Source organism: Xanthomonas sp. JAI131 (genome assembly GCF_013410075.1).
Lineage (GTDB): Bacteria > Pseudomonadota > Gammaproteobacteria > Xanthomonadales > Xanthomonadaceae > Xanthomonas_A > Xanthomonas_A bonasiae.
In genome coordinates this window covers 1211524-1234274 of record NZ_JACCCN010000001.1, presented here as the reverse complement: position 1 = coordinate 1234274, position 22751 = coordinate 1211524, and the positions used below count along the sequence as shown (strand labels likewise).

At 67.8% G+C, this 22751-nt stretch carries 19 protein-coding genes; 11 read left to right on the top strand and 8 right to left on the bottom strand.

Annotation, left to right across the window (positions count from 1 at the left end):
• Positions 1 to 343 precede the first annotated feature (343 nt).
• Positions 344 to 805, bottom strand: coding sequence for a cytochrome c (locus HDC36_RS05075; protein WP_179564965.1), 462 nt, complete (start codon positions 803 to 805; stop codon positions 344 to 346).
• Positions 806 to 812: 7 nt separating this feature from the next.
• A complete protein-coding gene (locus tag HDC36_RS05070) occupies positions 813 to 1202 on the bottom strand; it encodes a cytochrome c (RefSeq protein WP_179564963.1) in 390 nt (129 codons plus the stop codon).
• A gap of 216 nt (positions 1203 to 1418) precedes the next feature.
• Between HDC36_RS05070 and HDC36_RS05065 the strand changes: the two genes are divergently transcribed.
• Genes HDC36_RS05065 through HDC36_RS05055 form a run of 3 tightly spaced genes read left to right on the top strand, consistent with a single transcriptional unit; the run spans position 1419 to position 9144 of the window.
• On the top strand, positions 1419 to 2543 hold the full coding sequence (locus HDC36_RS05065; RefSeq protein WP_179564961.1) for an efflux RND transporter periplasmic adaptor subunit: 1125 nt from the start codon (positions 1419 to 1421) through the stop codon (positions 2541 to 2543).
• Positions 2543 to 6061 carry an efflux RND transporter permease subunit gene (locus HDC36_RS05060; protein WP_179564959.1) on the top strand — a complete coding sequence of 1173 codons (3519 nt, stop codon included), beginning with the start codon at positions 2543 to 2545 and terminating at the stop codon, positions 6059 to 6061. The genes HDC36_RS05065 and HDC36_RS05060 overlap by 1 nt, the downstream gene beginning before the upstream one ends.
• Positions 6058 to 9144 (top strand): efflux RND transporter permease subunit, encoded by a 3087-nt coding sequence (locus HDC36_RS05055; protein ID WP_179564957.1) that lies wholly within the window; start codon positions 6058 to 6060, stop codon positions 9142 to 9144. Before HDC36_RS05060 ends, HDC36_RS05055 begins: the two co-directional genes overlap by 4 nt.
• A 203-nt stretch (positions 9145 to 9347) precedes the next feature.
• On the opposite strand, the gene HDC36_RS05050 is transcribed toward HDC36_RS05055, so the two are convergent.
• From HDC36_RS05050 to ykgO, 6 genes are all read right to left on the bottom strand, one after another.
• Entirely contained in the window at positions 9348 to 10631 is a 1284-nt protein-coding gene (locus HDC36_RS05050; protein ID WP_179564955.1) for a TraB/GumN family protein, read from the bottom strand.
• Positions 10632 to 10635: 4 nt separating this feature from the next.
• Positions 10636 to 11184 carry a GNAT family N-acetyltransferase gene (locus HDC36_RS05045; protein ID WP_255432591.1) on the bottom strand — a complete coding sequence of 183 codons (549 nt, stop codon included), beginning with the start codon at positions 11182 to 11184 and terminating at the stop codon, positions 10636 to 10638.
• A complete protein-coding gene (locus tag HDC36_RS05040) occupies positions 11181 to 12083 on the bottom strand; it encodes a carbon-nitrogen hydrolase (RefSeq protein ID WP_179564953.1) in 903 nt (300 codons plus the stop codon). The genes HDC36_RS05045 and HDC36_RS05040 overlap by 4 nt, the downstream gene beginning before the upstream one ends.
• Positions 12084 to 12396: 313 nt before the next feature.
• The gene (locus HDC36_RS05035) at positions 12397 to 13434 is read right to left on the bottom strand and encodes an agmatine deiminase family protein (protein WP_179564951.1); all 1038 of its coding nucleotides are present in this window, start codon (positions 13432 to 13434) and stop codon (positions 12397 to 12399) included.
• Between the two features lie 131 nt (positions 13435 to 13565).
• Positions 13566 to 13895 carry a hypothetical protein gene (locus HDC36_RS05030; protein ID WP_179564949.1) on the bottom strand — a complete coding sequence of 110 codons (330 nt, stop codon included), beginning with the start codon at positions 13893 to 13895 and terminating at the stop codon, positions 13566 to 13568.
• A 128-nt stretch (positions 13896 to 14023) separates the two neighbouring features.
• Positions 14024 to 14149, bottom strand: a complete 126-nt coding sequence (gene ykgO, locus HDC36_RS05025; protein WP_005913193.1) for a type B 50S ribosomal protein L36 — start codon at positions 14147 to 14149, stop codon at positions 14024 to 14026.
• 173 nt (positions 14150 to 14322) lie between these two features.
• Here ykgO and cmk point away from each other — a divergent pair, with 173 nt between their 5' ends.
• From cmk to galU, 8 genes are all read left to right on the top strand, one after another.
• Positions 14323 to 14994, top strand: a complete 672-nt coding sequence (gene cmk / locus HDC36_RS05020; RefSeq protein ID WP_179564948.1) for a (d)CMP kinase — start codon at positions 14323 to 14325, stop codon at positions 14992 to 14994.
• Positions 14995 to 15231: 237 nt separating this feature from the next.
• Entirely contained in the window at positions 15232 to 16911 is a 1680-nt protein-coding gene (gene rpsA, locus HDC36_RS05015; protein ID WP_179564947.1) for a 30S ribosomal protein S1, read from the top strand.
• 78 nt (positions 16912 to 16989) lie between these two features.
• Entirely contained in the window at positions 16990 to 17295 is a 306-nt protein-coding gene (locus HDC36_RS05010) for an integration host factor subunit beta (RefSeq protein WP_179564946.1), read from the top strand.
• A gap of 91 nt (positions 17296 to 17386) precedes the next feature.
• Entirely contained in the window at positions 17387 to 17686 is a 300-nt protein-coding gene (locus HDC36_RS05005; protein ID WP_179564945.1) for a LapA family protein, read from the top strand.
• A 6-nt stretch (positions 17687 to 17692) separates the two neighbouring features.
• Positions 17693 to 18874: a lipopolysaccharide assembly protein LapB gene (lapB, locus tag HDC36_RS05000; RefSeq protein ID WP_179564944.1), complete on the top strand. Its 1182-nt coding sequence runs from the start codon at positions 17693 to 17695 to the stop codon at positions 18872 to 18874.
• Entirely contained in the window at positions 18875 to 19846 is a 972-nt protein-coding gene (locus HDC36_RS04995; protein WP_179564943.1) for a glycosyltransferase family 4 protein, read from the top strand.
• 17 nt (positions 19847 to 19863) lie between these two features.
• Positions 19864 to 21774, top strand: coding sequence for a nucleoside-diphosphate sugar epimerase/dehydratase (locus HDC36_RS04990; protein ID WP_179564942.1), 1911 nt, complete (start codon positions 19864 to 19866; stop codon positions 21772 to 21774).
• Positions 21774 to 22670 carry a UTP--glucose-1-phosphate uridylyltransferase GalU gene (galU, locus tag HDC36_RS04985; RefSeq protein ID WP_179564939.1) on the top strand — a complete coding sequence of 299 codons (897 nt, stop codon included), beginning with the start codon at positions 21774 to 21776 and terminating at the stop codon, positions 22668 to 22670. Before HDC36_RS04990 ends, galU begins: the two co-directional genes overlap by 1 nt.
• The last annotated feature ends 81 nt before the right edge of the window (positions 22671 to 22751 follow it).

The window sequence follows — 22751 nt, the reverse complement described above, 5'->3', positions numbered from 1 at the left end:
TGCAGGTGCGGCTTCAGCCACCACAGAATCTATCGGTAGATGCCTGTCGCGGCTGAAGCCGCTCCTACAGAACTCGCGGCCGACGGGTTGAATGCACAGTAGGAGCGGCTTCGGCCGCGACCGATCGCCGAGACCGGCGCAAGGCCGGATCGCGTTCGCCGCGCCTACAGAAAGGTGGCTCGCCGCCGACATGCGGGCGATCGCGCTCAATCCAGATGCGCACACACCGCCTCGCCGATCTCGGCCGGTCCGGCACGAAGCCGGGCACCTGACGCCGGCTATGCCGCGTTTGGCGTGCGGACTTGCGGTGGAAACCGGTGCCGGCAAGATGCCGGCGCCGCGATCACTTCACGCCGTGCAGGTCGCGCAGCTGGGTGGCGCGCGATCCGAAATACGCCGCCAGGTCGGCGATGTCCTGGTCGCTGAGCGGCGCCGCCTGCGGGGTCATCAGCGGATGCTGGCGATCGCCGGCACGGTACGCCTGCAGGGCATGCGCGACATAGTCGCCGTACTGGCCGCCGAGCTTGGGATAGCTCGGGTCGATCGGCGCGTTGCCGTCGGCGCCGTGGCAGTCGATGCAGCTCTGCCCGGTGGCCTTGCCCTTGGCGTGGGCCAGCTTCTCGCCGGCGGCGGCACGCCCGCTCGGCAGGCCGGCGGACGAGCCGGACCCATGTTCGCCGCTGGCGTGGCCGGGGTCGCCGGCGGACTGGCTGGTGGATTCCACCTGCGATTGCGAACACGCCCCCAGGCACAGGGCAGCAAGCAGGACGATGGCGGGACGCAATGCGTGCGCGGCTTTCGGCATGGGATGGCTACTTGAGGGTGGTCAGGTAAGCGGCGATGTCGGCGATGTCCTGGTCGGAGAAGCTCTCCGCCTGGGCCTGCATGGTCGGATGCTTGCGCTTGCCGAGCCGGTATTCGGTCAGCGCCTGGGTCAGGTACTGCGCCGACTGGCCGCCGATCTTGGGAACGCGGTAGCTCGGGTAGGCATTCTTGTAGCCGGTGACGCCGTGGCAGCCCTGGCAGGTATAGGTCAGCAGTCTGCCGTTGTCGGCATGGCCGACGGCGGCAGCGGGCGCCGCCGGGGCGGCGGCTGGGGCGGGAGCGGCGGGCGCCGGCGCGGTCTGCGCCGCGGCCGGGGCAACCCCGAGAGAAACGAGTACGGCCAAAGCAAAACAAGCGGCTAGCGGCTGCGTGCGCATGGTTTCGTGGTCCGGAGGACGGGACTGGGAGTTCCGGCGTGGGGGAACACGGAACGACCCGAGTATAGCCTGGCCTTTCGCGGCTCCGAAACAGGCCTTGGGAATCCTCACGCCGCACCGTGCGGTGGACCATGACCTTTGGCTCATTCACCTGGGCGTCATCAGGTGATCTACTTACCTACAACACCATTCACGCCATCCACCAGGGACACGACGATGACGCGATATTCCACGCGCCGACGCACCGCCAGCTGCGCCGCCGCGCTGTTGATCACCTCCACGCTGTTGCTCGGCGGCTGCAAGCCGGCGGCCGGCGATGCGCAGGCCAAGGCCAAGGAGGCCGAGAAGGCGCCCGACGCGGTCCCGGTCGAGGTGGCCAAGGCCAGCCGGCGCGCGGTGGCGGCCAGCTACAGCGGCACCGCGGCGCTGGAGGCGCGCGCCGAATCGCAGGTGGTGGCCAAGACCTCCGGCGTGGCGCTGGCGGTGCTGGCCGAGGAGGGCCAGCAGGTCCGCGCCGGGCAGCCGCTGGTGCGGCTGGATCCGGACCGCGCGCGGCTGGCGGTGGCGCAGAGCGAGGCGCAGCTGCGCAAGCTGGAGAACAACTACCGGCGCTCGGAGCAACTGGTCGGCCAGCAACTGGTCAGCGCTGCCGACGTCGACCAGATCAAGTACGACCTGGCCAACGTGCGCGCGCAGCACCAGCTGGCGTCGCTGGAGCTGTCCTACGCGACGGTGGTCGCGCCGATCTCCGGAGTGATCGCGTCGCGTTCGATCAAGACCGGCAACTTCGTGCAGATCAATACGCCGATCTTCCGCATCGTCGACGACTCGCGCCTGGAAGCCACGCTCAACGTGCCCGAGCGCGAGCTGGCCACGCTCAAGGCCGGGCAGCCGGTGACGCTGCTGGCCGATGCGCTGCCGGGCAAGCAGTACCTCGGCAAGGTCGATCGCATCGCGCCGGTGGTGGATTCGGGCAGCGGCACGTTCCGCGTGGTGTGCGCGTTCGAGGAAGGGGCCGAAGCCTTGCAGCCTGGCATGTTCGGGCGCATCCGCATCGACTACGACCAGCGCGCCGATGCGCTGGTGGTGCCGCGCCTGGCGCTGCTCGACGACGGCGAGCCGGCCGTGTTCCGGGTCAGTGCCGGCAAGGTCACGCGGGTGCCGGTCAAGCTGGGCTACTCCGAAGGCCCGTGGGTGGAGATCCGCGACGGCCTGCAGCCCGGCGACCAGGTGGTCACCGCCGGCAAGGTCGCCTTGCGCGACGGCAGCCGCGTGCAGGTGATCGCGCCGCAGCGCGAGGTCGCTGAGGTCGGCGGCGGCGCCGCGGTCGGAGCGCACTGATGACCAGCGCCGGTTCCGATCACGGCAGCGATCCGCACGAACATTCGCCGCCGGGCGTGCGCGGCGGTGGGCTGGTCGAATTCGCCACGCGCCGCCGCGTCACCATCGCGATGGCCACGGTGACGCTGCTGCTGTTCGGCGTGATCGCGCTGAACAGCCTCAAGGTCAACCTGCTGCCCGACCTGAGCTATCCGACCCTGACCGTGCGCACCGAGTACACCGGCGCGGCGCCGTCGGAGATCGAGACGCTGGTGACCGAGCCGGTCGAGGAAGCGGTCGGCGTGGTCAAGAACCTGCGCAAGCTCAAGTCGGTGTCGCGCACCGGGCAGAGCGACGTGGTGCTGGAGTTCGCCTGGGGCACCAACATGGACCAGGCCAGCCTGGAGGTGCGCGACAAGATGGAGGCGCTGGAGCTGCCGCTGGAAGCCAAGGCGCCGGTACTGCTGCGCTTCAATCCGTCCACCGAGCCGATCATGCGCCTGGTGCTGGCGAGCAAGGCGACGCCGGCCAGCGACGCCGATGCGGTGCGCGCGCTGACCCAGTTGCGCCGCTATGCCGACGAAGACCTGAAGAAGAAGCTGGAGCCGGTGGCCGGCGTGGCCGCGGTCAAGGTCGGCGGCGGGCTGGAAGACGAGATCCAGGTCGACATCGACCAGCAGCGGCTGGCGCAGCTGAGCCTGCCGATCGACAACGTCATCACCCGGCTCAAGGAAGAGAACATCAACATCTCCGGCGGGCGCCTGGAGCAGGGCTCGCAGCGCTACCTGGTGCGCACGGTCAACCAGTTCGTGGATCTGGACGAGATCCGCAACCTGCTGCTGACCACCCAGGGCGCGGGCAGCAGCGCCGCCGACTCGGCGATGCAGCAGATGTACGCGATCGCCGCCTCGACCGGCTCGGAAGCGGCGCTGGCCGCGGCCTCGGCGGCGCAGAGCGCCTCGTCCAGTTCCACCACCACCATCGCCAACGGCATGCCGGTGCGGTTGAAGGACGTGGCCGAGGTGCGGCAGGGCTACAAGGAGCGCGAGGCGATCATCCGCCTGGGCGGCAAGGAAGCGGTGGAACTGGCGATCTACAAGGAAGGCGACGCCAACACCGTGTCCACCGCGGCGGCGTTGCGCAAGCGCCTGGAGCAGCTGAAGACGCAGATCCCGCCGGACGTGGAACTGACCACGCTGGAAGACCAGTCGCGCTTCATCGAGCACGCCATCGGCGACGTCAAGAAGGACGCGGTGATCGGCGGCCTGCTGGCGATCCTGATCATCTTCCTGTTCCTGCGCGACGGCTGGAGCACGTTCGTGATCAGTCTGTCGCTGCCGGTGTCGATCGTGGCCACGTTCTTCTTCATGGGCCAGCTCGGGCTGAGCTTGAACGTGATGTCGCTGGGCGGACTGGCGCTGGCCACCGGGCTGGTGGTGGACGATTCGATCGTGGTGCTGGAGAGCATCGCCAAGGCGCGCGAGCGCGGCCTGAGCATCCTCGATGCGGCGATCGCCGGCACCCGCGAGGTGAGCATGGCGGTGGTCGCCTCGACCCTGACCACGATCGCGGTGTTCCTGCCGCTGGTGTTCGTCGAGGGCGTGGCCGGACAGTTGTTCCGCGATCAGGCCCTGACCGTGGCGATCGCCATCGCGATCTCGCTGGTGGTGTCGATGACCCTGATCCCGATGCTCAGTTCGCTGAAGGGACGCCCGCCGCTGGCGTTCCCGCCCGAACCCGAGCAGCCGCAATGGCAGCCGCAGCGCGGCTGGCTGAAGCCGGTGGCGTGGGGCCGGCGCGGTGCCGCCGCGGCGGTGCGCGGCAGTTTCTTCGGCGTGGCGTGGCTGGTGGTGCGGCTGTGGCGCGGCGGCGTGGCGGTGATCGCGCCGGTGATGCGCAAGGCCAGCGACCTGGCGATGGCGCCGTATGCGCGCGCCGAACGCGGCTATCTGCGGCTGCTGCCGGGCGCGTTGGCGCGGCCGTGGCAGGTGCTGGGCCTGGCTGCGCTGGCGTTCGCGGCGACGCTGGCAGTGGTGCCGATACTTGGCGCCGACCTGATCCCGCAGTTGGCGCAGGACCGCTTCGAGATGACGGTGAAGCTGCCGGCCGGCACGCCGTTGCGGCAGACCGATGCGTTGGTGCGCGAACTGCAGGAAACCCACGGCAAGGACGCCGGCGTGCAGGCGCTGTACGGCGTCAGCGGCAGCGGCACCCGGCTCGATGCCAGCCCCACCGAAAGCGGCGAGAACATCGGCAAGCTGACCATCGCCATGGCCGGCGGCGGCAGCGCGCAGTTCGAGGCGCAGCAGAGCGACCGCATGCGCGCGACGATGCGCAAGCATCCGGGCGTGCAGGTCGGTTTCAGCCGCCCGGAGCTGTTCAGTTTCTCCACGCCGCTGGAAATCGAGCTGCGCGGGCAGGACCTGGAGACGATCCAGCACGCCGGCCAGAAGCTGACCGCGATGTTGCGCGGCAATGGCCACTACGCCGACGTGAAATCGACGGTGGAAGAGGGTTTCCCGGAAATCCAGATCCGCTTCGACCAGGAACGTGCCGGTGCGCTGGGCCTGACCACGCGGCAGATCGCCGACGTGGTGGTGAAGAAGGTGCGCGGCGACGTCGCCACCCGCTACAGCTTCCGCGACCGCAAGATCGACGTGCTGGTGCGCGCGCAGCAGAGCGACCGCGCCAGCGTCGACAGCATCCGCCGGCTGATCGTCAATCCCGGCAGCAGCAAGCCGGTGACGCTGGATGCGGTCGCCGACGTGGTCGCCACCACCGGTCCCAGCGAGATCCACCGCGCCGACCAGATCCGTGTGGCGATCGTGTCGGCCAACCTGCGCGACATCGACCTGGGCGGCGCGGTGCGCGAGGTGCAGGACATGGTCGCGCGCGAGCCGCTCGGAGCCGGCGTCGGCATGCACATCGGCGGGCAGGGCGAGGAACTGGCGCAGTCGGCCAAGTCGCTGCTGTTCGCGTTCGGCCTGGCGATCTTCCTGGTGTACCTGGTGATGGCCTCGCAGTTCGAATCGCTGCTGCACCCGTTCGTGATCCTGTTCACCATCCCGCTGGCGATGGTCGGCGCGGTACTGGCGCTGCTGCTGACCGGCAAGCCGGTATCGGTGGTGGTGTTCATCGGCCTGATCCTGCTGGTCGGGCTGGTGACCAAGAACGCGATCATCCTGATCGACAAGGTCAACCAGCTGCGCGAGGAGGGCGTGGCCAAGCGCGAGGCGCTGATCGAGGGCGCGCGCTCGCGCTTGCGGCCGATCATCATGACCACGCTGTGCACGCTGTTCGGCTTCCTGCCGCTGGCGGTGGCGGCGGGCGAGGGCGCCGAAGTGCGCGCGCCGATGGCGATCACCGTGATCGGCGGCCTGCTGGTGTCCACGCTGCTGACGCTGGTGGTGATCCCGGTGGTCTACGACCGCCTGGATCGTCGCGCCGACGGCTATTACGCCGAGCGCGGGCAGCGCGCGCGGCGGCGTCTGGAAGGGCTTGGCCACGGCGCAGGCGACGGCGCGGGTGAACCGGCATGAGCGTCGCCGAGTTCAGCATCCGCCGTCCGATCACCACCATCATGTGCTTCGTGTCGCTGGTGGTGGTCGGATTGATCGCGGCGTTCCGGTTGCCGCTGGAGGCGTTGCCGGATATCTCCGCGCCGTTCCTGTTCGTGCAGTTGCCCTACAGCGGCTCGACTCCCGACGAGGTCGAACGCAACCTGGTGCGGCCGACCGAGGAAGCGCTGGCGACGATGACCGGGATCAAGCGCATGCGCTCGACCGCGACCGCCGACGGCGCCAACATCTTCATCGAGTTCTCCGATTGGGATCGCGACATCGCCATCGCCGCCTCCGACGCGCGCGAGCGCATCGACGCGATCCGCGCCGACCTGCCCGACGACCTGCAGCGCTACCACGTGTTCAAGTGGTCCAGCAGCGACGAGCCGGTATTGAAGGTGCGCCTGGCTGGCGCGGCCGACCTGACCGGCGCTTACGACATGCTCGACCGCGAGTTCAAGCGGCGCCTGGAACGCATCCCCGGCGTGGCCAAGGTGGAAGTGTCCGGCGCGCCGCCGAACGAGGTGGAGATCGCGATCGCGCCGGACCGGCTCAGCGCGCACAACCTCAGCCTCAACGATCTCAGCGAGCGCCTGGGCAAGCTCAATTTCTCGCTGTCGGCCGGGCAGATCGACGACCACGGCCAGCGCCTGCGGGTGCAGCCGGTCGGCGAACTGCGCGACCTGCAGGAACTGCGCGACCTGGTCATCGACAACAAGGGCTTGCGCCTGGGCGATATCGCCGACATCCGGCTGAAGCCGACCCGGATGAACTACGGCCGGCGCCTGGACGGGCGCCCGGCGGTGGGCCTGGACGTGTACAAGGAACGCAGCGCCAACCTGGTCGAGGTGTCGCGCGCGGTGCTGGCCGAGGTGGAGCAGATCCGCACCCAGCCGGCGCTCAGCGACGTGCAGGTCAAGGTCATCGACAACCAGGGCAAGGCGGTGACCTCGTCGCTGACCGAACTGGCCGAGGCCGGCGGGGTCGGCCTGCTGCTGTCGGTGACGGTGCTGTTCTTCTTCCTGCGCCACTGGCCGTCGACGCTGATGGTGACCCTGGCGATCCCGATCTGCTTCACCATCACCCTGGGTTTCATGTACTTCGCCGGGGTGACCCTCAACATCCTGACCATGATGGGCCTGCTGCTGGCGGTGGGCATGCTGGTGGACAACGCGGTGGTGGTGGTGGAGAGCATCTACCAGGAACGCGAGCGCATGCCGGACCAGCCGCAGCTGGCCTCGATCATCGGCACCCGCAACGTGGCCATCGCGCTGTCGGCCGGCACCCTGTGCCACTGCATCGTGTTCGTGCCGAACCTGTTCGGCGAAACCAACAACATCAGCATCTTCATGGCGCAGATCGCGATCACCATCTCGGTGTCGCTGCTGGCCTCGTGGCTGGTGGCGGTGAGCCTCATCCCGATGCTGTCCGCGCGCATGCGCACGCCGGCGCTGGTCCGCTCCGAGCGCGGCCTGATCCCGCGCCTGCAGCGCCGCTATGCCCGCGTGCTGCGCTGGTCGCTGGCCCATCGCGGCTGGAGCGTGGCCGCGATCGCGCTGATCACCGCGCTCAGCGTGGTGCCGATGCTGCAGACGAAGAAGGACATGTTCGGCGGCGACGGCGGCGAGCAGATCTTCATCGGCTACCAGTGGAAGGGGTCGTATACGCGCGAGCAGCTGTCCACCGAGGTCGCCAAGCTCGAACGCTTCATCGACGCGCGCCGCCAGCGTTACCACGTCACTCAGGTGTACTCGTGGTTCAGCGAAGTGGAAGGCAGCAGCACCACGCTGACCGTGGACCTCAAGCAGGTGCGCGACCTGCAGGCGCTGATCGAACAGATCCGCAAGGAGCTGCCGCGCTCGGCGCTGGCCGACTACAGCGTCGGCAGCAACGGCAACGGCAATGGACAGGGCAGCGGCGCGCAGAGCGTGCAGGTGCAACTGGTCGGCGATTCCACCCAGACGCTGCGCGCGATCGCCGACGACGTGGTGCCGCTGCTGGCGCGGCGCAAGGAATTGCGCGACGTGCGCGTGGACACCGGCGACCGCACCACCGAGCTGGCGGTGCGGGTGGATCGAGACCGCGCCTCGGCGTTCGGCTTCAACGCCGAGCAGGTCGCCAGCTTCGTCGGCCTGGCGCTGCGCGGCGCCTCGCTGCGCGAGTTCCGCCGCGGCGACAACGAGGTGCCGGTGTGGGTCCGCTTCGCCGGCGCCGAGGAGACTACGCCCGAGGACCTGGACAGCTTCAACGTGCGCACCAAGGACGGGCGCAGCGTGCCGTTGCTGAGCCTGGTGGACGTGCAGACGCGGCCGGCGGCGACCCAGATCGGGCGCACCAACCGGCAGACCACGCTGACCATCACCGCCAACCTCGGGGTCAAGGTCACGCCGGCGGAGGCCAAGCAGGCGATGGAGGACACGCTCAAGGGCGTCAGCTTCCCGGCCGGCTACCACTACAGTTTCGATGGCGCCGATGGCCAGGACGAGGACAAGGCCGGCCAACAGATGATGTTCAATCTGCTGATCGCGCTGTTGATGATCTACGTGGTGATGGCCGCGGTGTTCGAATCGCTGCTGTTCCCGGCGGCGATCATGAGCGGCGTGCTGTTCTCGATCTTCGGCGTGTTCTGGCTGTTCTGGATCACCGGCACCAACTTCGGGATCATGGCCTTCATCGGCATCCTGGTGCTGATGGGCGTGGTGGTGAACAACGGCATCGTGATGATCGAGCACATCAACAACCTGCGCCGGCGCGGCCTGGGCCGCACCGAGGCGCTGGTGGAAGGGTCGCGCGAGCGCTTGCGGCCGATCATGATGACCATGGGCACCGCGATCCTGGCGATGGTGCCGATCTCGCTGACCACCACGCAGATGTTCGGCGACGGCCCGGCCTACTACCCGATGGCGCGCGCGATCGCCGGCGGCCTGGCGTTCTCCACCGTGGTCAGCCTCCTGTTCCTGCCGACCATCTACGCGATCCTCGACGATCTCAGTGGCGGCGTGGCGCACCTGGTGCGCCGCGCCCGCGGTGGCCGCGGCGTGGCGGCGCCGCAGCTGTCCTGACCAAGGCAGATATGCCGCGCGCCGGAACGGCTCGCGCGCTCGTCGCCTGCGGCATATCGTGCAAAACCTTGTGGGAGGGGCTTCAGCCCCGACGCCGTTATCGATAGAGCGTCGGGGCTGAAGCCCCTCACACGACGGTTGACGACACGAAGGCCATATGCGATGGGGCAGGGCGCATGGCCCTGCCGCCGCGGCGCGCTAGCTCAACCGGCCAGCTTGCCGAAGATGCGGAATCCCGCCAGCCACACCCCGACCATGCTGCCGAGGTTGGTCAGCAGGAAGGTCAGCACCACCCGCGAGACGCGGTTGCGGTACCAGCCGCGCAGGTTCTGCGCGTCGTCGCGCAGCGCCAGGAAGTCGCCGTAGGCCGGCTTGCGCATGTGCACCTCGACCAGCGCGCTGAACGCACCGGCCGGCACGCCGGGCCGGAACGGCTTCAGCGGCGCGGCGATGGCGCCGGCGACGATGCTCAGCGGATGGCCGCCGGCCAGCAGGCAGCCGAGCCCGGCCAGGCCGCCGGTGAACAGCACCCACTGCAGCAGCAGGTCGGTGCCCAGCGCGAAGCCGCCACGCCAGTAGCCCCAGGCCACGCCGCCCAGCACCAGCGCGGTCAGGGTCAGGGTGATCCACGGAACCTTTTTCTTGGTCGGCACGTCTTCCAGCGTCTTGCGCAGCGTGGCCGGATCGTCCTGATCGTCCTGCAGGTGCCTGGCCAGGCCGGCCAGATGACCGGCACCGACCACCGCCAGCACGTCGCGGATGCCGTCGGCACGTGCGCTGTCGAGATAGTCCGGGGTCGCGATCGGCGTCTGGCCGGGCGCGGCCCGCTGCGCGTGTTCCTCGCGCAGGCGGGTGGCCATGTAGCGGTCGCGCTCGGCGATGATGGTGTCGTACAGCGCCGGGCTTTCGCTGGCGAAGTCGCCGAAGCTGGCCTCGAGCATGTCGCCCTGCTTGAGTTTCTCGATCTCCGCCTCGCCGACCTCGTCGGAGGCGAACAGGCCGCCGAGCAGGCCGCTGCCGAGCTTGAGTTTGCCGAAGAAACCGAGCCGGCCGGAGGCGCGCTTGAAGGTCAGTCCGACCTCGCGGTCGATCAGGTACACCGGCAGCTGCCGCTCGCGCGCCAACAGCACTGCGCGCTTGAGTTCGGCGCCGGGTTCGATGCCCAACTGCTCGGCCAGGCGCCGCTGGTAGGCGGCCAGCGCCAGGTTCGCCGCGAACAGCGCCACCCGGCCCTTGCGGATCACCTGCACCAGGTCCAGCTTGGTCAGCGCGTCCGGGTCGGTCAGCGCCTGCAGCCGTTGCGGGTCCAGCTCCACCGCGACCGCATCGAAGCGGCCGCTGTCGATCGCCCGTTCCACGGCGGCGACGCTGGCCAGCGACACATGCGCGGTGCCGAGCAGGGTATAGCGCACGCCATCGCGCTCGACGATGCGGTACGGCTGGCCGGCGAACAGGGCGTCGTCGCCGGCCTGGGAAAGTTCGTTCATTCCATCACTCATCGGAGGGCGCCTCGTCGGCGCCGGAGCCCAGTGGGCGTTGCATCTGTATTGTGTCCAGCCAGCGGTCATGCTTGCGGCCGAGTCCGGTGAATACGCCGACCGGGATGAAGCCATGGCGTTCGTGCAGGCGGATCGAGGCCTGGTTGGTCGAGTCGCCGATCACCGCCACCATCTGCCGGAAGCCGCGCGCCTCGCAGTCCGCGATCAGCGCCTGCAGCAGCGCCGTACCGATCCCGCGGCCGTGCAGCGCCGGCGCCACGTAGATCGTGTCCTCCACCGTCCAGCGGTAGCCGATGCGAGCGCGGTAGCTGCTCGCGTAGGCATAGCCGGCGAGGCGGCTGTCGGCGGTCTGCGCGATCAGATAGGGGTAGCCGCGTGCGACGACGTCCTGCATCCGCCGCAGCATTTCCGCCTGGTCCGGCGCATCGTACTCGTAGGTATTGACGTTGCAGCGCACCTCGTCGGCGTACAGCGCGGCGATCGCGGCAATGTCGGCGGCCTCGGCGGCACGCAGCTGCAGGTCGTCCAAGAGGCGGCTCAATCGATGTAGCGCTTCAGCAGATCGCCATAGGCGTCGATGCGGCGGTCGCGCAGGAACGGCCAGATCCGCCGCACGTGCTCGCTGCGCTGTAGGTCCACGTCGCAGACCAGCACGGTCGGTTCGGCGCTGGCTTCGGCGATGAATTCGCCCTGCGGGCCGAGCACGTGGCTGTTGCCCCAGAACTGGATACCGGCCGCGCCCACCACGCCATCGGCAGCCAGCGGCGAGGCTTCGTGGCCGACCCGGTTGCAGCTGAGCACCGGCACGCCGTTGGCGACGGCATGGCCGCGATGGCTGAGGATCCAGGCGTCGCGCTGGCGCTCCTGCTCGGCCTGCGCGTCGCTGGGATCCCAGCCGATCGCGGTCGGATACAGCAGCAGTTCGGCACCGGCCAGCGCCATCAGCCGCGCCGCTTCCGGATACCACTGGTCCCAGCACACCAGCACGCCGAGGCGGCCGACCGAGGTCTGGATCGGGGTGAAGCCGAGATCGCCCGGGGTGAAGTAGAACTTCTCGTAGAAGCCCGGATCGTCCGGAATATGCATCTTGCGGTACTTGCCGAGCAGGCTGCCGTCCTTCTCGAACACCACCGCGGTGTTGTGGTACAGGCCGGCGGCGCGGCGCTCGAACAGCGAGGCGACCAGCACCACGCCATGGCGCCTGGCCAGCGCGCCGAGGCGCTCGGTGCTGGGGCCGGGAATCGGCTCGGCCAGATCGAATTCGTCCACCGACTCGTGCTGGCAGAAGTAGGCGCCGTTGTGCAGTTCCTGCAGCAGCACCAGCTGCGCGCCCTGCGCCGCGGCCTCGGCCACGCGCGATTCGATGACCGCCAGATTCGCCGCGGCATCGCCATGGTTGCGCTCCTGGATCAGCGCGACGGAAAGAGTGTTTCGGCTCATTGCGGAAGGATGGTCGGCGAAAGCGCGCATGGTAACGCGGATGGCGCCGCGGCAGGTTCCCGGCAGATGAATGCCGCCCGGCGCGGCGTGGCGATGTTCCCGGGCGGCACGGCGTGGAGGCGCGAGCGCCGTGCGGTGCCGAATGCGGTGCGTTGCCCAGGTTCCGCAGAGGGGTATGAATGCCGGCGTTCTGTCGCCATCGCCGCCTCGGGAGCGGAGTCCTCCGGCGGCGCGGATGGCGATGCCTGCGGGGCGGTGCGACCTGGCGAAAGCCTGCAGTCGCTCGCGCGCGCCTTCGATCAGCGAACGCGGATCAGGCCGCCAGCACGCCCTCGGGCAGCTGCATGGTGATGCAGTGCAGGCTGCCGTTCTGCCAGATCAGCGCGCGGCACGGGATCGGCACGATGTCGTGCTGCGGGAACGCCTGCGCCATCACCGCCTGCGCCTGCGCATCGGCCGCATCGCCATAGGCCGGCATCAGTACTGCGCCGTTGACGATCAGGAAGTTGGCGTAGGACGCGGCCAGGCGCCGGCCGTGGTCGATCACCGGCTGCGCCCACGGCAGCGGGAACAGCCGGTACGGGCGACCGTCGGCGGTGCGCAGCGCCGCCAGTTCGGCGCCCATTGCCTGCAGTTCGGCGTAGTGCGAATCGCTCGCGTCGTTGCAGGCCTGGTAGACGATCGCGTCTTCGCTGGCGAAGCGGGCGAGGGTATCGATATGCGCGTCGGTGTCGTCGCCTTCCAGGTAGCCGTGGTCCAGCCACAGCACGCGCTGCTGCGCCAGCCAGTCGGCCAGGTCGCGGCTCAGCGATTCGCGCGAGCGCTGCGGATGGCGTTCGTGCAGGCACTGCCAGGTGGTCAGCAGGGTGCCGGCGCCGTCGCTGTCGATCGCGCCGCCTTCCAGCGCGAAATCGATGCTGCGCACATCGCTGTCCGCAAACAGCTGCTGCGCGGCGAGCGCGCTGACCAATTGGTCGTCGCGGCTGGCCTGGAACTTGCCGCCCCAGCCGGTGAAACGGAAGTCCAGCAAGCGGAAACCGCCGCCGGCGCGGGCCAGGGTGATCGGGCCGGAATCGCGCAGCCAGGTGTCGTCGTAGTCGGCCTCGACGAACTGCACGCGCTGCATATCCACCCGCGCCGAGCGCAGCCGCGCCTCGGCATAGATCTGCAGGTCGGCATCGGCGACGCAGACCAGCACGCGCTGGTAGCGCACGATCGCCGCGACCAGCGCGATATAGGTCTCCTCGACCTCGGCCAGGCGCTCGGCCCAGTCGGTGCCGGCATGCGGCCAGGCGATCAGGATGGCGGACTGGGGCTCCCATTCCGCGGGAAGGCGAAGGCTGTCGCTCATTGCAGACCACTACTCACGTCGTACCGGACCGAAGCCAGGCTGTTATTTAAGTCCCCGCACATGGATGTGCGGGCTTTTGAAGGATTCGCAGACATCGGGCTCTTGCGAAGGGGCTCGCATCCCGACTCGCATCACCGAATCGCAGGCTTGGGCCCAACCTCGTTGGCATCGGCCTGGTTGGCGACCACGTCCACCACCTTGTGCTTCTCGAAGTACACGGTGAAGGCCGGATACACCCAGCGGTTGATGGTCGGCCACTGCCGCTTCTGTCCGCCGCGCGGTTCCAGCTTCTGCTGCGGGGCGCCGTAGCGCGACTCGACCTCGCCCATGCTCAGCCCGCGCGCCGGCATCGCCGCCACGGGTTCCTGCTTGACCCGTTCGACCAGCAGGGTCTCGGCGTGGGCGCCCCCGGCCAGGCCCAGGACGACCAGCAGCGGCAGTACGGACAGACGGTGCTTCATCACGGTGTGCTCCCCAGAGGACGAACGGCGATTACAGCAAATTTCGGCAACAAAAAACCGCCCGAAGGCGGCTTTCGTCGATGACCCGCAACCGTGCGCGCGGTGCCGCAGGGCGGGCCGTCGTCGGATCAGCGCTGGCGAGCCTTGAAACGCGGGTTCGACTTGCAGATCACGAAAACCTTGCCGCGGCGGCGGACCACCTTGCAGTCGCGGTGACGGGTCTTCGCCGACTTCAGGGAGGACAGGACTTTCATGGCACACCTCGGCGTAAACTTGTGGATTAGAGAAGGAAACGGCGCGGTGAAACCACGTCGCTGGATCAGTAAGCCGGCGAGTATAGCCTGGTTTTCTTCATGGTTTCAACTGCTTGCGCCAGCCAGGCCGGCGCCGGGGCTACAATGCGCCGCCCCCCCGTCCGAGGAACCGCATGAACGACCCCGCTCCCGTCCTGACCATCGATGGCCCTTCCGGGGCCGGCAAAGGTACCGTCAGCCGTATCGTCGCCGGCAAGCTGGGCTGGCATTACCTGGATTCGGGCGCACTGTACCGGGCGGTCGGCGTGGCCGCCAGCTGGGCGAACCTGGACATTTCCGACGCCGCGGCGCTGGTGCGCTGCACCTTCGATACCCATGTCACCTTCGAGGACGTGGCCGGTCGCGGCCTGCGGGTCAGGATCAACGAGGTCGACGCCACCGACGAGCTGCGGCTGGAGACCACCGGCGCGGTGGCCTCGGCGATCGCCGCGATTCCGGAGGTGCGCGCGGCGCTGAAGCAGCGCCAGCGCGCGTTCCGGCGCCCGCCGGGGCTGGTCGCCGACGGCCGCGACATGGGCACGGTGATTTTCCCGGACGCCCCGTACAAGGTGTTCCTGACCGCCAGTGCCGAGGAGCGCGCCATGCGCCGGCATAACCAGTTGAAGGAAAAAGGAGTTTCCGTTATATTCGACGACCTGCTGCGCGAGATCATGGCCCGCGACGCACGCGATGCCCAACGTTCGGTGGCGCCCCTGAAGCCGGCAGACGATGCCGTCCTCCTCGACACCACCGGCATGGACATCGAACAGGTGGTCGGCCGCGTCCTGGACTTGCTGCCCGCCTGAGGGTCGCGCCGGGAGTAGGGCAGCAGCACGGCGCCGCTTCCGCGGCGTGCAGGCGATGTACCCGCAATCCGCTTCACGTAATGCCGCAATACCGTTGTTCCACGCGCCGCCGCGCAATGTCGCGCTGCGGTTTTTCCCATTTCACACCCGGCCGCGGTTTGGGCCGACTAACCAGGTGGGCAGTCCGCCGTTTCCAGAAGAAACGCACTGTCCGTGTGTCCACGAGAGTAATTTCAAATGACCGAATCTTTTGCCGAACTGTTCGAAGCCAGTCAAACCAATCTGGCCAAGCTGAAGCCGGGCTCCATCGTCACCGGTACCGTCGTGGAAGTCCGCGGCGACGTGGTGGTGATCAACGCCGGCCTGAAGTCCGAAGGCATCGTGCCGATCGAACAGTTCCGTAACGACGCTGGCGAGATCGACGTCGCCGAAGGCGACCTGGTCAAGGTCGCCCTCGACTCGCTCGAGAACGGCTTCGGCGAAACCGTGTTGTCGCGCGAGAAGGCCAAGCGCGCGATGGTGTGGGACGAGCTGGAAGAAGCGTTGGAAAAGAACGAGACCATCACCGGCCGCATCAGCGGCAAGGTCAAGGGTGGTTTCACCGTGGACATCAAGGATGTCCGCGCGTTCCTGCCGGGTTCGCTGGTCGATGTGCGCCCCGTGCGCGACCCGGCCTACCTGGAAGGCAAGGAGCTGGAGTTCAAGCTCATCAAGCTGGACCGCAAGCGCAACAACGTGGTGGTCTCGCGTCGTGCCGTGGTCGAGAGCGAGCACTCGGAAGAGCGCGAGCAGCTGATGGACAAGCTGCAGGAAGGCGCGATCCTGAAGGGCGTGGTCAAGAACCTGACCGATTACGGCGCGTTCGTGGACCTGGGCGGCATCGACGGTCTGCTGCACATCACCGACATGGCCTGGAAGCGCGTGCGCCATCCGTCCGAAGTCGTCAACGTCGGCGACGAGCTGGACGTGCGCGTGCTGAAGTTCGACCGCGAGCGCAACCGCGTTTCGCTGGGTCTGAAGCAGCTGGGCGAGGATCCGTGGGACAACATCGCGCGTCGTTACCCGGCCAACAGCCGCGTGTACGGCAAGGTCTCCAACGTCACCGATTACGGCGCGTTCGTCGAGATCGAGCCGGGCGTGGAAGGCCTGGTGCACGTGTCGGAAATGGATTGGACCAACAAGAACGTCAACCCGTCCAAGGTCGTGCAGGTCGGCGACGAGGTCGAGGTCATGGTCTTGGACGTGGACGAGGAGCGTCGCCGCATCTCGCTGGGCATGAAGCAGGTCGCCGCCAATCCGTGGGAAACCTTCGCTGCCACCCACAAGAAGAACGACAAGGTGTCCGGCCAGATCAAGTCGATCACCGACTTCGGCATCTTCATCGGCCTGGACGGCGGCATCGACGGCCTGGTGCACCTGTCGGACATCAGCTGGAACACCACCGGCGAAGACATCGTGCGCAACTTCAAGAAGGGCGACACGCTGGAAGCGGTGGTGCTGGCGGTGGACCCGGAGCGCGAGCGCATCAGCCTGGGCGTCAAGCAGCTGGAGCAGGATCCGTTCGGCCAGTACATGGCGGCCAATCCGAAGGGTTCGAAGGTCGAGGGCGTGGTGCGTGAAGTGGACGCCAAGGGCGCCACCATCGACCTGGCCGACGGCATCGAGGGCTACGTCGCCGCGCGCGACATCGCCAACGAGCGCGTCGACGATGCGACCCAGCACCTGAAGGTCGGCGACAAGATCGAAGCCAAGTTCGTGGGCATGGACCGCAAGGGCCGCACCCTGCAGCTGTCGATCAAGGCCAAGGACGATGCCGAAATGCGCGAAGTGCTGGAGGAATACCAGTCCGCGTCGGGCGGCACCACCCAGCTGGGCGCGCTGCTGCGTGCGCAGTTGAACGGCAACAAGTCCGAGTAATCCGCCACACGCAGCGTTTCTGGCACGGCCCGGTCGATCCGGGCCGTGCCGGGTTGCGACCCCACCGCACGAATCCGAATGACCAAGTCCGAACTGATCGAAATCCTGGCGCGCAAGCAGGCGCATCTGAAGGCGGACGACGTCGATCTGGCGGTGAAATCGCTGTTGGAAATGATGGGCAGCGCGCTGTCCGGCGGAGACCGCATCGAGATCCGCGGTTTCGGCAGTTTTTCCCTGCATTACCGGCCGCCGCGCCTGGGACGCAATCCCAAGACCGGCGAATCCGTCGCGCTTCCCGGCAAGCACGTGCCGCATTTCAAGCCCGGCAAGGAATTGCGCGAACGCGTCAGCGGCGTCGTTCCGGTCGAGTCCGACACGCCCTGATACGCTCCGAGCCCGCGCCGTGGCCTCCCGGACTTTCCCGGAACCCGCGCCTGTTCGGCTAATCTAGTGTCTCCCGACGCTGGAGAGCTTCATGAAAATTGCCCGTCTGCTGATATTGCTGGTGTTCCTGCTGGCCGGTCTGGTCATCGGATCGCTGAATTCGCAGCAGATCGTCATCAATTTCGGTGTCGCCGGCATCAACACCACCTCCGGCATCGCCATCATCGTCTCGCTGTTCGCCGGCGTGGTGATCGGCGCGGCACTGGTGCTGGCCACGTTGGTGATCCCGCTATACGCCAAGCTGCGCCGCGCCAACAAGGCCGCGACCGCCGCTGCCGCGCCGGTCGTCGCACCGGTACCGACCTATACCCCGCCTGTGGACGGACGCTGATCTTCGATGGACTTCCTGACCGAGTGGTTCTGGTTCTTCCTGTTCCTGCCGCTGGCGGCACTGAGCGGATGGGTGATCGGCCGCCGCGGTGGCCAGCGCCACGGCGACACGCAGGTCAGCCGGCTTTCCAGCACGTATTTCCGCGGCCTGAACTACCTGCTCAACGAAGAGCCGGACAAGGCGATCGAGCTGTTCCTGCACATCGCCGAGTTGGACAAGGAAACCTTCGAGACCCAGGTCGCGCTCGGTCACCTGTTCCGCCGCCGCGGTGAAGTCGACCGCGCGATCCGCCTGCACCAGGGGCTGGTGCAACGCGCCGACCTCAGCGATCCGCAGCGCGTGCAGGCCTTGCTGGCGCTGGGCGAGGACTACATGAAATCCGGCCTGCTGGACCGGGCCGAGACCGTGTTCACCGAGCTGGCGCAGATCGACCAGCGCGCGCCGCAGGCGCTCAAGCACCTGATCGGCATCTACCAGGCCGAGCGCGATTGGGAAAAGGCGATCGACAACGCCACCCGCTACGAAGACGTGACCGGCGAGCCGATGGGCAAGCTGATCGCGCAGTTCGAATGCGAGCTGGCCGACCGCTACCGCGCATCCGGCAAGCCCGAGCTGGCACGCTCGGCGATCGCGCGCGCCTACCAGGCCGACGCCACCTCGGTGCGCGCCGGCATCCTGGAAGGGCGCATCGACGTGGACGACGGCAACGACGAGGCCGCGATCCGCGCCTTCGAACGTGCCGCGCGGCACGATCCGGACTACCTGCCGGAGATCATGCCGGCGCTGATGGATTGCTATCGTCGCCGCGGCAACGATCTCAGCGGCGCGCGCGCCTTCCTGTCGGAAATGACCGAGCACTATCGCGGCATCGCCCCGGTGCTGGCGCTGACCCGGTTGATGGAGTCGCAGGAAGGCGTGTCTGCGGCGCGCGCCTATCTCGGGCGGCAGCTGAAGGATCGGCCGTCGGTCCGCGGCGAGTCGGCGCTGATCGACCTGACCCTGGCCGAGGGTGCCGATTCCACCGCCACCCTGCAGGACCTGAAGCACATCACCGACCAGTTGCTGGTGCGCAATCCCAGCTACCGCTGCACGCGCTGCGGCTTCGGCGCGCGCACCCATCACTGGCAATGCCCGAGCTGCAAGGAGTGGGGCACGGTCAAGCCCCTGCTCAACTACGCGGTGGTGTAGATGCAGCTGGCAGGGTGGGCGCTGCTCGCCGCGCTGGCGACGTTCAGCGCGGTCGGGACCTGGTTGTCGCGCCGCTATGCCCTCAAGCGCAAGCTGATGGACGCGCCCGGCGAGCGGCGCAGCCATACGGTGGCGACGCCGCGCGGCGGCGGCGTGGCAATCGTGGCCACGGTGCTGGCGGGGTGCGCGTATGCGGCGGCGCTTTGGCCGCAGCAGGGCATGGCCATCGCGGCGTTCGCTGCCGGACTGGTGCTGGTCGCCGGCATCGGCTGGTGGGACGATCACCGCCCGCTGTCGGCCGCACTGCGGCTGCTGGTGCATGCGCTGGCCGCCACGTTGCTGGCGGGGCTTGTCTACCGATTGCACCAAAATGCCTGGTTGACCGCGTTGACCTGGCTGGCGACGATCTCGCTGATCAACATCTGGAACTTCATGGACGGCATCAATGGCTTGGCGACCAGCCAGGCGATGCTGGTGGCGCTGGGTTTCGCCGTCCTGCTGCCCGCGCCGCTGCGCTGGCCGTGCTGGGTGCTGATCGTGGCCTGTGCCGGCTTCCTGCCGTTCAACTATCCGCGGGCGCGCATCTTCCTCGGCGATGTCGGCAGTGGCGCGTTGGGGTATCTGGTCGCCGCGCTGTTCGCGCTGTGCAATGTTGCGACCGAGCTCACGCCATGGTTGCTGTTGATACCAATATCCGCGTTCGCCATCGACGCAGGCTTCACGCTGCTGTCGCGCATGCTCGCCGGCGAACGCTGGTGGCAACCGCATGCGCAACATTTTTACCAGCGTTGGGTACATACAGGCAGGAGCCACACGGTTGTGACCTTCGCCTATGCCCTGTTCAGCATTGTCGCGATTACAATCGCCTGGTTCGGTGGAACGCTGCGCACCGGGGGGCAGGTTGGGTTGGCGTTTGCCTGGTACCTCTCGGCGAGCGCGCTTTGGCTGACTTTGCGCAAGGGATTGCGCTGAACTCTCATGGATAACTGATGCTTTCGATCCGCGACCGCTTTACCGAGCTGTTCCCCAAGGCCTCCGTGGTCGTGCACGATCTGGTGATCGTCTGGATCTGCTGGCAGCTGCTGCATGCGGCGCGCTACACGATGCTGCCCGGCGAGCATCCGCTGCCGTTCTGGAATCTCAATACCGCCATCGTGCTGTTGGCGCAGGGCCTGGTGTTCTGGAAGGTCGGGCTGTATCGCGGACTATGGCGCTTCGCCAGTGTTCCGGACTTGCTGAACATCTTCAAGGCCAGCTTCTATGGGCTGGTCGCGATCGTGCTGGGGCTGGCGTACAGCCGCTTCGACTCCATTCCGCTGTCGGTGCTGATGGTGTACCCGTTCGCGCTGTCGGCGCTGCTCGGCGCGCCGCGGCTGTTGTACCGCGCATGGAAGGACTACCAGATCGCGCATTCGGACGAGACCGCGCGGCGCGTGCTGATCGTCGGCGCCGGCCGCGCGGCCGAGGCGCTGGTACGCGACCTGCGTCGTTCGGGCGCTTATAACCCGGTCGGCTACGTCGACGACGCCGGCCATCTGCATGGCGCCAAGCTGCAGGGCCTGCCGATTCTGGGCCGGATCGACGAAGCCGGCGCGATCGCCAAGGAAACCGCGGCCAAGCTGCTGGTCATCGCGATCCCGTCGCTGGACGCGGCCGGCATGCAGCGGGTGGTGGCGATCTGCGAAAGCACCGGGCTGCCGTTCCGCACCGTGCCGCGCCTGCTCGACGTGCTCGAAGGCCACTTTCTGCCGGGCGAACTGAAGGAGGTCGCGATCGAGGACCTGCTCGGGCGCAAGCCGGTGACTCCGGACTGGAAGCTGATCAAGGGCTGGTTGTCCGGGCGCACGGTCATGGTGACCGGCGCCGGCGGTTCGATCGGTTCGGAGTTGTGCCGCCAGTGCGCGCGCCATGGCGCGCGCAAGGTGGTGCTGCTGGAGATCGACGAACTGGCGCTGATCACCATCCATGCCGATCTGCACCGCACCTTCCCCGACCTGGAGATCGAGTGCGTGCTCGGCGACTGCGGCGATCCGGCCGTGACCCGCCATGCGATGCGCATCGCCGAGCCGGATGCGGTGTTCCATGCCGCGGCCTACAAGCAGGTGCCGCTGCTGGAGCGGCAGTTCCGCGAGGCGGTCCGCAACAACGTGCTGGCCACCGAGAACGTGGCCCGCGCCTGCGTTGCCGCCAAGGTCTCGACCTTCGTGTTCATCTCCACCGACAAGGCGGTGAATCCGGTCAACGTGCTCGGCGCCTCCAAGCGCTATGCCGAGATGGTGTGCCAGTCGCTGGACGACCAGACGGTGGGCACGCGCTTCGTCACCGTGCGCTTCGGCAATGTGCTCGATTCGGCCGGCAGCGTGGTGCCGTTGTTCCGCGAGCAGATCCGCCAGGGCGGCCCGGTCACCGTGACCGATCCTCAGGTGACCCGCTATTTCATGACCATTCCCGAGGCCTGCCAGCTGATCGTGCAGGCCGCCGCGTCGGCCTCGCACGGCGCGATCTACACGCTGGACATGGGCGAGCCGGTGCCGATCCGCCTGCTCGCCGAGCAGATGATCCGCCTGGCCGGCAAGCAACCCGGCCGCGACATCGCGATCGTCTACACCGGGCTGCGCCCGGGCGAGAAGCTGCACGAGACCTTGTTCTATTCCGACGAGAACTATCGGCCCACCTCGCATCCGAAGATCCTGGAGGCCGGCGCGCGCAGTTTCTCGCGCGAGAACGTGCTGCAGGGACTGCAGCAGCTGCGTGCGGCGGTGGCCGAATACGACAGCGACGCGATCGAGAAATTGCTGCGCACCACCATGCCCGAATTCGCGCCGCTGCGACAACAAGCCGGTCAGGATAGCTCGGCTACAATCGTCCCATTCCCCGCACGCGAGGCCAGAAGGCTCTGATGAGCAAGAGAATCCGCAAAGCAGTTTTTCCGGTTGCAGGTCTGGGTACCCGCTTCCTTCCCGCCACCAAGACGGTTCCCAAGGAAATGCTGCCGATCATCGATCGGCCGTTGATCCAGTACGCGGTGGACGAGGCGATCGAGGCCGGTTGCGACACCCTGATCTTCGTCACCAACCGCTACAAGCACGCGGTTGCGGATTACTTCGACAAGGCCTACGAGCTGGAGCAGAAGCTCGAGCGCGCCGGCAAGCTCGAGCAACTGGAATTGGTGCGCCATGTGCTGCCCAACGGCGTGCGCGCGATCTTCGTGACCCAGGCCGAAGCGCTCGGCCTCGGCCATGCGGTGCTGTGCGCCAAGCCGATCATCGGCGACGAGCCGTTCGCGGTGCTGCTGCCCGACGATCTGATCTGGAACCGCGGTCCGGGCGCGCTGACGCAGATGGCCGACGTGGCCGAGCGCTCCGGCGCCAGCGTGATCGCGGTGCAGGACGTGCCGCACGAGAGCACCGGCAGCTATGGCATCGTCGCCACCGAGGCGTTCGACGGCAGCGAAGGCAAGATCACCGCAATCGTCGAGAAGCCCAAGCCGGCCGATGCGCCGAGCGACCTGGCCGTGGTCGGCCGCTACGTGCTCAGCTCCAAGATCTTCGATCTGCTGGAAAAGACCGTACCGGGCGCCGGCGGCGAGATCCAGTTGACCGATGCGATCGCCGCGCTGATCGAGAGCGATCCGGTGCATGCGTACCGTTTCGAGGGGACCCGCTTCGACTGCGGTACCCATATCGGCCTGATCGAGGCGACCATCCGCTATGCGCTGGACCACGAGAAGCTGAGCAAGCCGGCGCAGGACATGATGCGTCGCGCCCTGGCCGACGTGGACGCCGGCAGCAAGTAGAACGCGGCAACGCTGCCGGAGCGCGCGGGTCTGCCGCGTCGCGTACGGGGTTCGGCAGCGCGAACCGCCGCGCAAGAAAAA

Bases quoted from the DNA above. Each gene is read 5' to 3' on its own strand.
- rpsA (WP_179564947.1), top strand. From the start codon at position 15,232: ATGACCGAATCTTTTGCCGAACTGTTCGAAGCCAGTCAAACCAATCTG.
- HDC36_RS05035 (WP_179564951.1), bottom strand. From the start codon at position 13,434: ATGAGCGACAGCCTTCGCCTTCCCGCGGAATGGGAGCCCCAGTCCGCC.
- HDC36_RS05005 (WP_179564945.1), top strand. From the start codon at position 17,387: ATGAAAATTGCCCGTCTGCTGATATTGCTGGTGTTCCTGCTGGCCGGT.
- cmk (WP_179564948.1), top strand. From the start codon at position 14,323: ATGAACGACCCCGCTCCCGTCCTGACCATCGATGGCCCTTCCGGGGCC.
- HDC36_RS05065 (WP_179564961.1), top strand. From the start codon at position 1,419: ATGACGCGATATTCCACGCGCCGACGCACCGCCAGCTGCGCCGCCGCG.
- HDC36_RS05070 (WP_179564963.1), bottom strand. From the start codon at position 1,202: ATGCGCACGCAGCCGCTAGCCGCTTGTTTTGCTTTGGCCGTACTCGTT.
- HDC36_RS05055 (WP_179564957.1), top strand. From the start codon at position 6,058: ATGAGCGTCGCCGAGTTCAGCATCCGCCGTCCGATCACCACCATCATG.
- HDC36_RS05010 (WP_179564946.1), top strand. From the start codon at position 16,990: ATGACCAAGTCCGAACTGATCGAAATCCTGGCGCGCAAGCAGGCGCAT.
- galU (WP_179564939.1), top strand. From the start codon at position 21,774: ATGAGCAAGAGAATCCGCAAAGCAGTTTTTCCGGTTGCAGGTCTGGGT.
- ykgO (WP_005913193.1), bottom strand. From the start codon at position 14,149: ATGAAAGTCCTGTCCTCCCTGAAGTCGGCGAAGACCCGTCACCGCGAC.
- HDC36_RS04995 (WP_179564943.1), top strand. From the start codon at position 18,875: ATGCAGCTGGCAGGGTGGGCGCTGCTCGCCGCGCTGGCGACGTTCAGC.
- HDC36_RS05060 (WP_179564959.1), top strand. From the start codon at position 2,543: ATGACCAGCGCCGGTTCCGATCACGGCAGCGATCCGCACGAACATTCG.
- HDC36_RS04990 (WP_179564942.1), top strand. From the start codon at position 19,864: ATGCTTTCGATCCGCGACCGCTTTACCGAGCTGTTCCCCAAGGCCTCC.
- HDC36_RS05040 (WP_179564953.1), bottom strand. From the start codon at position 12,083: ATGAGCCGAAACACTCTTTCCGTCGCGCTGATCCAGGAGCGCAACCAT.
- HDC36_RS05075 (WP_179564965.1), bottom strand. From the start codon at position 805: ATGCCGAAAGCCGCGCACGCATTGCGTCCCGCCATCGTCCTGCTTGCT.
- HDC36_RS05030 (WP_179564949.1), bottom strand. From the start codon at position 13,895: ATGAAGCACCGTCTGTCCGTACTGCCGCTGCTGGTCGTCCTGGGCCTG.
- lapB (WP_179564944.1), top strand. From the start codon at position 17,693: ATGGACTTCCTGACCGAGTGGTTCTGGTTCTTCCTGTTCCTGCCGCTG.
- HDC36_RS05050 (WP_179564955.1), bottom strand. From the start codon at position 10,631: ATGAACGAACTTTCCCAGGCCGGCGACGACGCCCTGTTCGCCGGCCAG.